A 13,630-nucleotide genomic window follows, 5' to 3' on the forward strand; every position below is an offset into this window, starting at 1 on the left:
ATGATAAGCGGGAAAGGTGAGCGAATCAGCCTGAACATCGATAGCTGCACCAGGCGCTTCACGACATCGCCAGTACCAACAGATTCCAGTCCATAAAGCCGCGATGACTCAGCGCTTCGCCGGTGTCCGGATGGTAATACTCGTTGAGTGAGCCTGTTGCGGCGAGGTCGCGGTCGAGCAGATGAATCGTCTTGTCGGCCAGTACCTCGGCGTCATCATTCATTCCATAACGCTTGAGTCCGCTCCACACAAAATAATTGACGATGATCCAAATCGGTCCCAGCCAGTTGCTTGGATTAGTGCTGCTCGCCAGCGAGTACATGCTCTCCTGCGCCGAAAGCGAACGGACTCCAGTGTTCGCGCAAAATGTCTTCGTATTGCGCTGATGCATCGCGAGTGCATGTGCCTGCTCACTGGTCGCGATCCCGCACCACATGGGAAGAAATCCTGTAAAGGTCTGGATGCGTAGCGGCAGGGAACTCCACGACATCGCCATACCCCGCGGAACATCGGGAATGAGTTCGGATCGCCGGTCCACACACTGCACGTCGGCCGTATAAAAGAACTGGTCGCGCGGGTCCCAGCAGCAGCGTTGCGTCGCTTCGGCAACAGAGTGTGCCTTTTCTCGCAGTTCTGTCTCATGGGAGTGCAGACCTAGTTGTGCAGCCAGCTCCGCTGCTGCCTGCAGGTCTTGATGCCAGAGTGTATTCAGCAGAAGATTCGCGGACGAAAAGAACGGACGGCCGAAGGTCGTGGGATCATTGTCATTGCCGATTGCGACATCGTCGCCCCAGACGAGTAGACCGGTATGCGAACGGTTGTTCGTTTCCCAACTTCTGAAGAAAAGCAAAAGATTGTCGAAGTGAGGCACCAGCCAGTTGTACCCAATCTCGTGTGAGACGAGCAGCGCAAGTTGTGCAAGCACAGGCTTGGCTTGATTCTCCTTGTGCGGGGCCGCTCCGCCAAGACAATGCAACGGGTCAGGATTGGAAACGGAGATAAGCATCGGAATGCGGCCATCGTGGTCCTGATGATCGAAGAAGTTCAGCAGGCTTCCTCGCGCATGTTCGATGACCTGCCTGCGCAGCACTTGATCCCCGGCTTTCGAGGACGTTTGGAGAAGTCCAAGCGTCGTCCACAGCGTGTCCCAGTCCCACAACTCGGTAGAGTATTGGCTGTGGGGCAGGGAGGGCGAGATGCTCGGATATCGCAGATGGCCCTGTGCAGGCCGCAAGAGCTTCGTTGCGTTTTCGTGGAAATATTGTGTGAGACGTTGAACAGCTTTGGCGCGCTCGTCCACGCCGAGCCGGAATTTGGTGCTTGCCAACGCGGCATCCGCCTGTGCCTGACTTGACGCGGGCGCGAGGCTCGCAACTGCGGAGGCTGCAATTGCCTGAAGGACAGATCGTCTGGATGGTGTGGTCATCGAGGCATCCAGACGAGGTGGGGTTTATGCATAGAACAGCAAGTTTATCGCGTCTTTCTCATTTTGCTCGGCGGGTATCAGGACTCCGTCTCGGAGGCATGGTGATATATCTCCCACCCAAGATAATTTCCTAGTGCCTCCGCTACGGCGGCTGCACAGTGACTTCCGTTCATTGCCGCATGATGCTCAAATCCGTTACGGCAGATATATTGCATCAGCTTTGGCAGGCGTTCGACATGGACAACAGCCTTTGTGCCGAAAGTGTCCAGTGGATCATCGGTAAACATGCCTTCTCCGACGTAGGCGCGGATGCGTCCAGTAAGGTCGTCCGTGCTGATGCGGCCAAAGGTTACGGGGCCGGCCGGCGTGCGGCCCGAGAGCGCGCCGACTGTGTTCTCCTCGCCGAGGACGGTGCCCAGGATCGGCGCAGTTCCGATGCGGATGTCGGGTAGAAAGTCGCGTGCCCAGTTGCCGCAGTGAAAGAAGACACACTTGTCCGGATCTTTGCCATAGTTGTTGTTCCAATCCACGAGAGCGCTGGGCCGTGTGCTCGCGAGTTGCAGCGCATACATGCTGACGACGCCCGCGATATCGACTTCGCAAGCCGATGGCAGCATCTGCTCGCTCATCATCGACATGACGGTGCAGACGTTCACCCCGTAGTTTTTTTGCAGCGAGCTCCAGCACTGAATAGCCGTAGCAGCAAGGCCAAGCGAGCGCATCCAGTCATCAATGACGATAGCGAGTTTGGCAATCCGCAGCATGGATTCTGCCGGCGCTGCGGAAGAATCCGCATAGGCGCGAATCTGTTCGATGTGCTCTTTGACGCGCAGATCGGAGTCATTGATCTTGGCGGCAGCGCCGAAGACCTCAGAGAGGTCCATCGTATTAACGGAGATCCCCGAGGCCTCAAAGAGTTTTTCACTGAAGCGTGTTGTGTTGAAGGCATTGGGCCGCGCACCGATGGCGCCCACGCGGACGCGGCGCAGCCCCCGCGCAACCCGGCAAACGGACATGAACTGAGTCAGGTCCTCGCGGAAACGCGGATCGCTGATGGCAACGGTATGGTCGCGCGTGAGCGAGTAATGGAAGCCATACTGGCGGAGGTTATTGCAGACGGAGATTTTTCCGCAGAAGGCATCGCGGCGGCGTTCGAGGCCGAACTGATCGAGATCGTCGGGGCTCGCCTGCACCAGAATCGGAACTCGCAGTTCAGAAAGGCGAATCGAATCCGCCACGCCCTTCTCATCACCGAAGTTAGGCAGAGAGACGAGGATGCCGTCGATGGAGGAGCGATGCTGCGCGAAGAGTTCACCGCAGCGCGTCGCGTCGGCCCAGGTTTCTACAGACCCAAAGCGCGTCTCCACAGGCGTTAGCCAGATGGGAGTAATCGAAAGTTCGGAGAATAACTTCTCCAGGTCGCGGCGTGCCTCTTGAATCAGCACGTCTGGAAAGAAATCGCGATTGCCGAGAATGACGCCAAGTGTGAAGTTAGCCATGGGAGTTACCTGATCTTCTCAAAGTTATGAAAGTCGTCAACGTTGGTGCGCGTGACCAGCACGCATGGGATGCTCTGCCGCTCAGGCTGACCGGTGCTGCCAGTATGCAGATAGCGGTCCGCTTCATCGACCGCGAGGTTGGAGATATAGACGGCCGGCTGCAACACGGTGGCTTCGATGCGGCCTTCTTTGATTGCGCTTAGAGCGTCGGGGCTGCCGTCGAATCCAACGATCTTAATCTTTGTACGTCCGGCAGATCTGACGGCGGCCGCCGCGCCCACCGCCATCGTATCGTTGCCCGCGATGATTCCATCAAGATCAGCATGGGCTTGCAAGATCGTTTCGGTCTTTTGAAATGCTTCTTCCGCAGACCAGTTTGCAGACTGTGATTCGACGAGATGAAGGCCGGGGTGTGCGTCGAGAACTGCGTGAAATCCCTTGGTGCGAATTTGCGCGTTTGTATCGGACTCGCGCCCAAGCAGCTCTGCGTAGTTGCCTTTGCCGCCGAGAATGCGCGCGAACTCACCGGCGACAAGCCGCGCACCCTGATCGTTATCGGAGACAATCTGCGCTTTAGCCAAACCACTCACAGCAATCTCGCGGTCGATAAGGAATACGGGAATACCGGCTTTGGTCGCGCGCCGCACTGCCGAGATGGAGGCATCCGTGCCTGCGTTGTCGAGGATGATCGCTGCTGCATTCGATGCAATCGCCGCATCGATCAGGTTGTCCTGCTGATAGGCATCATCATCGTGCGAGTTCACACGTACACGATATCCCAGCGCTACGGCGTGCGCTGCTGCAGCATCGGCCTCTGTCTTGAAGAAAGGGTTGTCCTCGGACGGGACGATGATAGCGATCAATTTTTTGTGCAGGTCTGCTCGATGGCACCCTGTAAGGCAAAGTGCCGAGATCGCCAGCAAAGTGATCGATGTGCAAAGACGGCGTCGTATCACCGCGATCCTTCCGTCGAGGTAAGCATATAAGGCAGCAGACGAGCTTGAATGCGGCTTTGAAGCTGATCAATCGCAACGGCCATCACAATCACCAGGCCCGTAATCACCATCTGCCAGAACTGCGAGACGCCCAGCATGATCAGTCCGTCTTCGAGCACGCCGATGACGAAGGCGCCGATGAGCGATCCGGTGATGGTGCCGCGTCCCCCCATCAGCGAAGTTCCGCCCAACACTACGGCTGCAATCGCGGTCAGCTCAAAGCTCTCACCAGTCGCAGGATGCGCGGCCTCCAGTTGTCCGGCAATAATCAAACCCACCAGCGCGGCCGTGAACGCTGAGAAGACATACGTGAACACCTTCACGCGATTGACACGAATGCCCGCAAGAACCGACGCGCGCTCATTCCCGCCGATCGCATAGATATGGCGGCCAAGCGGAGTCTTGACCGCAATGAGCCATGTCACTGCAAAGACCGCCAGCATAATCCAAACCGGAGTCGGAAGGCCAAGAAAGGCGCTTTCGCCAATGGCTGGAAATCCTGTGTTGTGGCGCGCGGGTATTCCTGCCAGATCGGGGAAGGTCTTGCCGTTCGAGATCAACAGCGCCGCGCCACGCGCGATGTAGAGCGTTCCAAGTGTGGCAATAAATGGCGCAACGTTGGCCTTCGCGACCAGCCATCCGTTCAGCAGTCCTACGAGCAGGCAAGCTGCAATGGCGCAGAGAATCGCAACAATGGCCGGAGGGAAATACTGGCTACCGCCAAGGTGAAATCCCTGTGTGAGCACATAGCCCGCAACCATGCCGCTTAATCCTGCGAGCGAGCCAACGGACAGATCAATGCCTCCAGTGAGAATGGAGAATGTCATTCCCACCGCCAGTAGTGCAGAGATGGAGACGTGCTTGGTCAGGATGGAGAAGTTATTGAGCGTGAGAAACGCTGGCGCCAAAGCAGAGAAGAGAATAAGCAGCAGCAACAGGACGAGAATGGCCCGCGCCTTCAGCAGCAGAAGCGCTATGCGTGCTGAGACGGCCAAAGTTCGTTGCGGCCGGGAAACGGCGGTGGCGGCTGAATTCATCCCTGACTCCATGAAGGTGTATGCGCCAGCGCATTGCCGCGCTCTGGGCGCGAGACGGATGGGCTGGCTGCTGCGAAGAGTGCTTCGTCGGTAATTTCATTGCGAAGAAATCGTGCAGAGATGCGTCCCTGGCAGAGGACCAGTACACGGTCAGCCAGCAAACGTGTCTCTTCAATCTCCGACGAGGTAAACAGAATGCTGAGTCCGTTCGCGGCCAACCGGCGCAGCGTGCGATAGATCTCCTGGCGCGCGCCCACGTCCACGCCGCGCGTAGGTTCGTCGAGCAGCAGCACAGACGGCGACCGCATCAGGCATCGAGCCAGTAGCACCTTCTGCTGATTGCCGCCCGAGAGCAGCGAGACGGGCAACTCGCAGTCTGTCGGAACAATGTTCAATTCGCGAGCAATCTCTTGCACCCGCGCGGTCTCCTGCGTGCGAGAGAGAAAGATGCCTTTGGTTGCCGCGATCGCGATGTTTTCGCGCACGGAGAGTTCAGAGAAAAGCCCGTCTCGTTGCCGATCTTCAGGAACAAGCACGATGCCAGCCGCCACCGTATCGGTGACGTTGCGCAATTCGACTATGGTGTCGCGAAGATAAACTCGGCCAGCGGCCATGCGGCGATGACCAGCGAGCGCTTCGACAAGCTCAGTACGCCCGGCGCCAAGCAGACCATAGATGCCCAACACCTCGCCCGGCGCAAGCGCGAAGCTCACCGAGTGAAGTGGGGCCTGTGCTTCCTGGTCGCCACCACTGCTTTCGAGGGTAAGCCCTTCGGCTCTAAGAAGCGGAGCGGCATTCGTGCGCTCTGCTCGCGAGTGCTCGGTTTCGGGCGCCGCAGGGCGTCCGGACATACGCTCGACGATCCATTCGCGCGAGACTTCGTTGCGCGGAGCCTCACCTACGACACGGCCCGAGCGCAGCACGGTAAACCAGTCTCCCAGATAGAGCAGCTCATGGAGCCGATGCGAGATGTAGATGATGGTCACACCCGATTGCCGCAGCTCCGCGAGCACTTCAAAGAGCGACTCCGTCTCGCTGGTGGAGAGAGCTGATGTTGGTTCATCGAGAATGAGCAACTTCGCGCCGAAGACCAGTGAGCGTGCAATCTCGAGCAACTGTCTGCAACCAAGCGAAAGATGCGCGGCTTCAGAGCGAACAGGAACCGGCTTGCGAAGCTTCTCCATCGCTGCTGCCGAACGGCGATCCTGCGTGGCGCGATCAATGATGGATGAAGCACGCGTCAGCTCCCGGCCCGCAAAGATGTTCTCACTGACATCAAGGTTTGGAAGCACGGCGAGTTCCTGATGCACGATGGAGATGCCGTGTGCTGCGGCCTCGCGCGGAGAGCGAATCGAGATCGGTTCTCCATCGAGTAGAAGCTCTCCTTTATCGGCGATCTCAGCACCGGCCAGAATGCGCATCAGCGTGCTCTTGCCCGCTCCGTTCTCGCCGATCAGCACATTCACCTGATTGCGCCGAATGCGGTAGGTCACCTGATCGAGCGCAACATTGCCGCCATAACGCTTGACGATGCCGCGAGCTTCCAGCAGCAGATCGGACGACGCAGAGGTCATATCTGTCTCCTCTTTGCATCCGTGCGCAAGCGCGCGCGTGAAACCGCATCGATCCACGCGCTGTACATCTCATCCCGTCGAGTTGCAGGCATGGTTGGAGAAAACGTCTGCGATTCGCGTGGTAGTGCAGCAAGATCGGAGAATGACTCCCACCATCCCAACGCCAGCCCGCCCAGAAAAGCCGTCCCCAGCGCAGACAAATCCTCGCAGGCGGAGCGATGCACCGGGCGTTGCAGCAGATCGCTCTGCAACTGCATCAGCATCTTGTTGCGTGTAGCGCCGCCGTCGGTGGCAAGCCCGGGCAAATTGATTTTGCACGCGGCCTCCATCGCCGCGAAGACGTCTGCCACTTGAAATGCAATCGAGTTGATTGCTGCCCGCGCCAGATGCGCAGCTTTGTGAAAACGCCCTAGATTGGCAATCAGGCCGCGCGCCTCGCTGTCCCACCACGGCGCTCCCAGTCCTACCATCGCAGGAACCAGCACGATACCTGCGCTGTCATCGACGGTCTCGGCCAACGCAGCCACATCGCGCGCAGGATCGGCAAGCCCGAGAAATTCGCCCACCCACTGCACAGCTGATCCGGTCATCGGGATGTTGCCTTCAAGCGCATACTGCACCTCGCCGTTTGCGGACCATGCAATCGTGCGCGCCAAAACATCGGTGCCGACGCGCCCCTCGGTGAGCATCATTAAAGATGATCCCGTGCCGTACGTTGCCTTGATACTGCCGGCATCGAAGCGTCCATGACCGGCCAGTGCGGCGTGTGAATCTCCAATAAGGGAGACAATCGGCACGCCAGCCAATTCAGGAATAGTCGTACACGTTCCTGCACACCCGCTCGACTCGCAGATGCGGGGCAGTGCCCGCTTCGGAATGTCGAAGATGCGCAGAAGCTCGTCATCCCATGTAACTGTTGCGAGATGGACGAGCCCTGTGCGCGAAGCATTCGATGCGTCGGTCACATGTTCTTTGCCGCCGGTGAGATTCCACATCAGCCAGCTATCGACTGTGCCCAGGCAGATATCGCCGGATTCGGCGGCCTCACGCATGCGCGGCTGATGTTCCAGCATCCACGCCCACTTGCCCGCAGTCAACAGCGTCCCGAGCGGCAATCCCGAGCGCTCGCGAATCGTTTCGGCATAAGGAGCAACGCGTTCGCAAACGGAGATGGAGCGTTGGCATTGCCATGAAACAGCATTCACCGCAGGCTTGCCGTCGCGCCACCACGCCAACGCAGTCTCGCGCTGGTTAGAGAGTGCGATTCCATCAATCGTTGCATGTTGCGCGCGCGCCCACTCTGCACAAGCTGTTGCTACTTCGCGGACAGACTCCCACAGCGCCAAAGGGTCTTGCTCAAGCAATCCGGGGCGTGGCTGCAGTAACTCCACGCTCGTGCTCTTACGAAACACAGGCTCACCATTGCGTCCGACAAGCAGGGCCTTCGTGTTCGTTGTCCCTTGATCGAGCGCAAGGAGGAGTCCCGCCATCTCAGCCCCTCACTCCCAGCAGATCGAGCGCGGCTTGTTCAATTCCCGTAGCCGTCAGGCCGAAGTGTTCCAGCAGAAACTCCGCAGAACCTGTCGGCGCAAACACCCCAGGAACCCCGAGGATGCGCATCCTCGCCGGATGGTGCACGCACAGCACTTCAGCAACCGCGCCACCAAGCCCGCCGGCGGCCAGTGCCTCCTCCGCCGTAACGATGCCGCGAGTCGTGCGTGCCGCATCGATAATAGCGTCGCTATCAAAAGGTTTCATGCTGCTCATATTCAGCACACGCGCGCTCACTCCACGCGCCTCCAGTGATTGTGCAGCATCCAAAGCGCGGCTGACCATCAGGCCATTGGCGACAATCGTTACATCATCGCCGTCACGCAGCCGTACCGCTTTGCCAAGAGTGAATTCATAGTCTTCAGTGTTCACCTGAGGCACGGGAACTCTGCTGATGCGAAGAAACTGTGGTCCAACATGCTGAAGCGAAGCGCGCACCACAGCGGCCGTCTCACGTGGATCAGCGGGAACAACCACCGACAGGTTCGGCAGAATCCGCGTCCAGGCCAGGTCTTCAATGGAGTGGTGCGTCGGCCCCAGCTCGCCATACGCCATGCCCGACGACATCCCACAGAGCTTCACGTTGGAGTTGGAATAAGCCATGTCCACTTTCACCTGTTCCATCGCGCGCGCAGTCAGAAAGCACGAAGCGCCGCTGACGTAGGGAACCATCCCGCCATTGGCCAGCCCGCACCCTACGCCGATCATGTTCTGTTCAGCGATCCCGACATTCACAAAGCGGTTTGGAAACTTCGATCGAAAGCCGCTCAGTCGTGTGGAAGAAACAGAGTCGTTAACAACTGCGCAGACGCGGGAGTCCGCCGCTGCGAGTTGCTCCAGCGTCTCCGACCACGCGATGCGGCAATCGAAACGCTGGGCCTTTCCGGTATGGGCTGGCGAAGTATGTACAGTGCTCACAGGGGTAACTCCACATTCAATTCGGCTGCGGCCGCTTCCAACTGTGCGACCGTCGGCACACCATGGTGCCACGCTGGCTGGTTCTCGGCGAAGGACACGCCCTTCCCTTTAATAGTGTTGGCAATGATGCAACTCGGCTTACCTTTCTCGAAAGGCAGCCGCGAAAAGGCATCGAGCAAAGCTTCATGGTTGTGCCCATCGATTTCAAGGACGGAAAACCCAAACGCGAGCCATTTGGCGGCGAGCGGGTCCATACGAATCGTCTTCTCCGTAAAGTCGCCTTGCTGAATGCGATTGCGGTCGACGATCACCGTCAGGTTGTCCAATTCGTAGTGATGGGCCGTCATTGCGGCCTCCCAGTTGGAACCCTCCTGCAATTCACCATCACCCGTCAGCACGAAGACGCGCCAGGTTTCGCCGCGCATCCGCGCTGCCAGCGCGGCGCCTGTTGCAATCGGCAGCCCGTGCCCCAGAGGGCCCGTGTTCGCTTCAATCCCCGGAAGTTTGTTGCGATCAGGGTGTCCATTCAGAGGCGAAAGAGGGTCCATGAATCGGCCAAGCCACGCGCGTGGAAAAAATCCGCGCGCCGCCAGCGTCGAATAAAATGCTCCCGCACAGTGGCCCTTTGACATCATGAAGCGGTCCCGCTGAGGCCATGCGGGCCGGGCAGTATCTACATTCAGAACTCCGCCGAGATAAAGCGTGGCGAGGATGTCCGCCGAAGACAGGTCGCCGCCTGTATGTCCGACGCCGGAGTGATGCGTCATCGTCATCGCGCTCAGCCGGATTCGATTCGCTTCGCGCTGAAGCAAAGCTGTATCCGGCCTCTGATTCAGGCGTTCCTTGAAGGTTGTTTCCTGCATGGAATTCTCCAATGCATATATATGCATAGCTGCGCTATATTGCAACTCGACTATAACACTATCGCCCGGATGCGCCTTAAGAAATGACGGTGACCGTGAGAATATTCCGCATTTCGAACCCAATGCAGCCACCGAGGGTGACACTCTGCATCTGCATCAAGGCGCTTTTCATGACAAAAAAAGCGCGCTCACGGAGATGCCCACGACCTGAGGCGGATTAGAATTGGACGACGTTCTGAGAGGGTGGTGGTTGTGAAGAAACTCCTGATCTTGATCGGTATGTTGGCAGCGCTGCTAGGCATGGGAGCGCAGGCGCAAACTGCGCCGGAGACGTGGCAAGGGACATTGCATGCGGGACGAGACCTTCGCCTTGTGCTACAGGTCACGAAGGTGGATGGGGCGCTGAAGGGAAAGATATTCAGCATTGACCAGGGACCGGGCGGAATGACCACGACCACGATGTCGATAGACGGCGGCGTGCTGAAGTTCGCAATTACCGGCATGGACATGAGCTATGAGGGCAAGCTGAGTCCGGACGGAAAATCGGCAACCGGCACGTGGAAGCAGGGAGGGCGTGAAACTCCGCTGGTGCTGGAGCATGTGAGCGCCGATGCCGCGTGGGAGATTCCAAAGGCAACGCCGGCCCTGAGCCTGATGGATCCGAAGCTTACGCCGGGGTACGAGGTGGCAACCATCAAGCCAAGCAGGCCCGACGAGCAGGGAAGAGGATTCACGCTGCAGGGGCGGCATCTCGTGGCGAGAAACTTCACCGTGGAAGGTCTGATTACGCTCGCGTATAACCTCCACTCGACACAGGTGATGGGGGGGCCGGATTGGATTAAGAAAGATCACTTCGACATGGACGTGTTGCCGGACCATGAAGGCTTGCCGAGTCTCGAGCAGGCAAGGGGGATCGTCCGAAAGCTCCTTGCAGACCGGTTTGCGCTGAAGTTTCATGACGACACCAAAGTGCTCCCGGTGTATGTGCTGTCGGTGGCGAAGTCAGGACCGAAGCTGACGAAGAGCGCATCCGATCCGAATAGCCCTCCAGGGATGGGCGGGCCGCCGGGCAGAATGATGATGCGCAATGGGACCATGGCTGAGTTTGCGCAGGTGATGCAGGGGATACTCGACCGTCCGGTGTTAGACCAGACGGAGCTGAAGGACCGGTACGACCTCACCATGCGATGGACGCCGGACGACTCGCAGTATGGAGGAAGGGTTCCGCCGCAGAACAGCGGAGATAACGCAGCGAATGCGGACGCGCCGCCCCCGTTATTTACAGCGATCCAGGAGCAGATTGGACTGAAGCTGGATGCGGTAAAGGCACCAGCGAAGGTGATGGTGATTGAGAGCGTGAACCAGCCTTCGGCGAATTAGCCGACAGCGCTCGTAGTGATCTTTGCTTTGAGTGAGACTCGCCAGGATGTCTTTGGAAGGTGTAATGGCGGAGAGGGAGGGATTCGAACCCCCGATAGCCTTGCGACTATGTCTGATTTCGAGTCAGGTGCATTCAACCGGGCTCTGCCACCTCTCCGCTAGAGGCGTGGACACGCTTGTGGCGCTCTCATCATTGTACTGTATCTCAGGCGGGACTTAAAGTCCGCGGCGCGAGCCTCAGCGATTGTATTGCGGCGTCGGCCCGCGAAGCGTGCGCCAGGCCTCATTGCAGCGTTCGACCGCATCGCTTGAGAGCGGACCATCCCCGGCCGTGGCAATGTTCTGATCAAGCTGTTCCAGCCGCGAAGCGCCCAGGATGATACTGTCGATCGGTGTGTGATGCAGCATCCAACCAAGCGCAACGCTCAGGAGCGAACGCCGCTCGCTCTGCCCCACCTGCTTCAGTTGATCGACTGCGTCGAAGTCCTCCGCGTGCCAGTAGCGGTCCTGATACATCTTGTTCCCGTCAAAGCGCGTTCCCGCTGCAACCGCATCACGCGTGTGCTTGCCTGTCAGCAGGCCTGCAGCGAGCGGGTTATACGCAATCACCGAGACACCCATCTCCTTCGCCATCGGAAGAAACTCCTGCTCGATGCCGCGCGCCAGCAGGTTGTACATATGCTGCGCTACGCTGACCGGACGATAGCGGTGCTTCTCGGCAAGAGAGAGCATCTGTGCCACCTGCCAGCTTGAGTAGTTCGACGTTGCCGGAAAGCGCACTTTGCCCTGTTCAACCAGCGCGTCCATCGCCTCCAGGCTCTCTTCTACAGGCACATCATAGTCAGGCTGGTGAAAGTAGTAGAGGTCGACGTAGTCCGTCTGCAGTCGCCGCAAACTCTCTTCAATCGCGCGAACGATGGCCTTTTTAGAAAGACCGCTCTGCTCTGGAGCATCACCCATCTTGCCCCAAACCTTCGTTGCCACAACAACGCTCTGCCGACGCCTCTTCAGCGCATCGCCCAGCATCGTCTCTGCCGCGCCCGCCTGGTAGATATTCGCAGTGTCGAAGAAGTTGATGCCTGCCTCAATCGATCGCGCCACCATGTCGCGCGCAGCGCTAGCATCAGCCTGTGCGCCGAAGGTCATCGTGCCAAAACAAAGCCGCGAAACGTTGAGGTCGGTGCCTTGAAGCGTGCGATATTCCATAAATCCCTGAAGTGGTAGAAGGGGCGTTGTTCAAGCGCAAAAGATACAGGTGGCCCAGCGTGGACGCCTAAGCGTTTTCCTGTAATGCGCCGGACATCTTTTTGGTCGCACCCAGCAACTCAGCGATGATCTTCCTCTGTCGCGTCTCATCCATGCGAATCAGCGGCACCGAGATACTCACCGCGGCTTCGACGCGCGACCCGCGCGAGAAGATCGGTGCGCCAACGCAGATGCCGCCCTCGGTGGCCTCGCCGCGGTCGAACGCATACCCGGTCTGCCGTACCTGGTCGAACTCCGTGAAGATCGATCCGTGGTCCGTAATGGTCTTTTCCGTGCGGCGAAACAACCCATAGACCTCCACCAGCCGGTCGATCACCGTGCGTTCCTGAAACGCCGTAATCGCCTTGCCCATCGAGCTGGCGTACGGCGGAAGAATGCGTCCAACCTTGTTGATCGCCCGTATATCGTGAAAGCTCTCAATGCTATCGAGCACGGCAATGTGGTCCTCAAACAGAAACGAGAGGCTGGTCGTCTCGTTGAACTGCCGCGCCAGCTCCACCAGGTGCGGATGCACAAGATCGCGGACGATGTTGGCCCGCTGTCGCAGTTGCCCATGCAGCACCTTGGGCGCAAGCCTGTACGACCCGTCCGTATTCTGCTGCAGATAGCCGCGCGACTCCAGCGTCACCAGCAGCCGGAACAGCGACGACTCCGGCATATCGGTCCGCTGCGAGATCTCCTTGAGCGAGTACGAGGAGAAGGCGTCGGGGAAGCACTCCAGCACATTCAGCGCACGACCAACCGCGCGCGACAGATACTGGTCCGAAGACGATTGCGACGATTCGGCATTCTTGGCTTTAGGACGGCGGCGGCGTGCAGTGGTGGGTGGCATAATTTTCGTTTCTCCGGCACTTCATCTCAGACCGTGCCTGAGATTGAAAACGCTTGCGGTTGCCACAACCCTGCCATCCGGCAATCCTGATGCAGCTACGCCCAGCGAAGCCATTCTATCTGCGATGGAAGTAGTTTTCAATAATCGTAATGATTGCCAACTTGCGGAAAATGGCTCTGCCCACGCATCTTCTTCAGAATCAGTAGTACATTTGGCAGAAGCGGCTTGCTTTATCCAGGTTAAATTTCCTCAAAATATAGAAAATTGTATTTGACAATTTTCAATAATT

12 protein-coding genes and 1 tRNA gene are annotated in these 13,630 nt (G+C 58.3%); 2 read left to right on the top strand and 11 right to left on the bottom strand.

Annotation, left to right across the window (positions count from 1 at the left end):
- Positions 1-58: 58 nt before the first annotated feature.
- From IEX36_RS00320 to IEX36_RS00355, 8 genes are all read right to left on the bottom strand, one after another.
- Positions 59-1,426 carry an MGH1-like glycoside hydrolase domain-containing protein gene (locus IEX36_RS00320; RefSeq protein ID WP_188757401.1) on the bottom strand — a complete coding sequence of 456 codons (1,368 nt, stop codon included), beginning with the start codon at positions 1,424-1,426 and terminating at the stop codon, positions 59-61.
- A 77-nt stretch (positions 1,427-1,503) separates the two neighbouring features.
- Entirely contained in the window at positions 1,504-2,925 is a 1,422-nt protein-coding gene (locus IEX36_RS00325) for an L-fucose/L-arabinose isomerase family protein (RefSeq protein ID WP_188757402.1), read from the bottom strand.
- Positions 2,926-2,930: 5 nt separating this feature from the next.
- A complete protein-coding gene (locus tag IEX36_RS00330; RefSeq protein ID WP_229668576.1) occupies positions 2,931-3,788 on the bottom strand; it encodes a D-ribose ABC transporter substrate-binding protein in 858 nt (285 codons plus the stop codon).
- 89 nt (positions 3,789-3,877) lie between these two features.
- Positions 3,878-4,957, bottom strand: coding sequence for an ABC transporter permease (locus IEX36_RS00335; RefSeq protein ID WP_188757404.1), 1,080 nt, complete (start codon positions 4,955-4,957; stop codon positions 3,878-3,880).
- Positions 4,954-6,531, bottom strand: coding sequence for a sugar ABC transporter ATP-binding protein (locus tag IEX36_RS00340; RefSeq protein WP_188757405.1), 1,578 nt, complete (start codon positions 6,529-6,531; stop codon positions 4,954-4,956). The genes IEX36_RS00335 and IEX36_RS00340 overlap by 4 nt, the downstream gene beginning before the upstream one ends.
- Positions 6,528-8,021, bottom strand: coding sequence for an FGGY family carbohydrate kinase (locus tag IEX36_RS00345; protein ID WP_188757406.1), 1,494 nt, complete (start codon positions 8,019-8,021; stop codon positions 6,528-6,530). Before IEX36_RS00345 ends, IEX36_RS00340 begins: the two co-directional genes overlap by 4 nt.
- 1 nt (position 8,022) lies before the next feature.
- The gene (locus tag IEX36_RS00350; protein ID WP_188757407.1) at positions 8,023-9,000 is read right to left on the bottom strand and encodes a transketolase family protein; all 978 of its coding nucleotides are present in this window, start codon (positions 8,998-9,000) and stop codon (positions 8,023-8,025) included.
- The gene (locus IEX36_RS00355) at positions 8,997-9,863 is read right to left on the bottom strand and encodes a transketolase (RefSeq protein ID WP_188757408.1); all 867 of its coding nucleotides are present in this window, start codon (positions 9,861-9,863) and stop codon (positions 8,997-8,999) included. Before IEX36_RS00355 ends, IEX36_RS00350 begins: the two co-directional genes overlap by 4 nt.
- A 252-nt stretch (positions 9,864-10,115) precedes the next feature.
- On the opposite strand from IEX36_RS00355, the gene IEX36_RS00360 reads away from it, so the two are divergent.
- Entirely contained in the window at positions 10,116-11,243 is a 1,128-nt protein-coding gene (locus tag IEX36_RS00360; protein ID WP_188757409.1) for a TIGR03435 family protein, read from the top strand.
- A 65-nt stretch (positions 11,244-11,308) separates the two neighbouring features.
- On the opposite strand, the gene IEX36_RS00365 is transcribed toward IEX36_RS00360, so the two are convergent.
- The 3 genes from IEX36_RS00365 to IEX36_RS00375 all read right to left on the bottom strand — a co-directional run bounded on the left by IEX36_RS00365 (position 11,309) and on the right by IEX36_RS00375 (position 13,341).
- Positions 11,309-11,400, bottom strand: a tRNA-Ser gene (locus IEX36_RS00365).
- A gap of 80 nt (positions 11,401-11,480) precedes the next feature.
- Entirely contained in the window at positions 11,481-12,449 is a 969-nt protein-coding gene (locus IEX36_RS00370; RefSeq protein WP_188757410.1) for an aldo/keto reductase, read from the bottom strand.
- Between the two features lie 67 nt (positions 12,450-12,516).
- Entirely contained in the window at positions 12,517-13,341 is an 825-nt protein-coding gene (locus IEX36_RS00375) for an IclR family transcriptional regulator (RefSeq protein WP_188757411.1), read from the bottom strand.
- 43 nt (positions 13,342-13,384) lie between these two features.
- On the opposite strand from IEX36_RS00375, the gene IEX36_RS00380 reads away from it, so the two are divergent.
- Entirely contained in the window at positions 13,385-13,615 is a 231-nt protein-coding gene (locus IEX36_RS00380; protein WP_188757412.1) for a hypothetical protein, read from the top strand.
- Positions 13,616-13,630 lie beyond the last annotated feature (15 nt).

Source organism: Edaphobacter acidisoli, assembly GCF_014642855.1.
GTDB classification, from domain to species: Bacteria; Acidobacteriota; Terriglobia; order Terriglobales; family Acidobacteriaceae; genus Edaphobacter; species Edaphobacter acidisoli.

Coding starts and splice junctions, on each gene's coding strand:
- IEX36_RS00335 (WP_188757404.1), bottom strand. CDS start 4,957: ATGAATTCAGCCGCCACCGCCGTTTCCCGGCCGCAACGAACTTTGGCC.
- IEX36_RS00325 (WP_188757402.1), bottom strand. CDS start 2,925: ATGGCTAACTTCACACTTGGCGTCATTCTCGGCAATCGCGATTTCTTT.
- IEX36_RS00345 (WP_188757406.1), bottom strand. CDS start 8,021: ATGGCGGGACTCCTCCTTGCGCTCGATCAAGGGACAACGAACACGAAG.
- IEX36_RS00370 (WP_188757410.1), bottom strand. CDS start 12,449: ATGGAATATCGCACGCTTCAAGGCACCGACCTCAACGTTTCGCGGCTT.
- IEX36_RS00375 (WP_188757411.1), bottom strand. CDS start 13,341: ATGCCACCCACCACTGCACGCCGCCGCCGTCCTAAAGCCAAGAATGCC.
- IEX36_RS00355 (WP_188757408.1), bottom strand. CDS start 9,863: ATGCAGGAAACAACCTTCAAGGAACGCCTGAATCAGAGGCCGGATACA.
- IEX36_RS00340 (WP_188757405.1), bottom strand. CDS start 6,531: ATGACCTCTGCGTCGTCCGATCTGCTGCTGGAAGCTCGCGGCATCGTC.
- IEX36_RS00320 (WP_188757401.1), bottom strand. CDS start 1,426: ATGACCACACCATCCAGACGATCTGTCCTTCAGGCAATTGCAGCCTCC.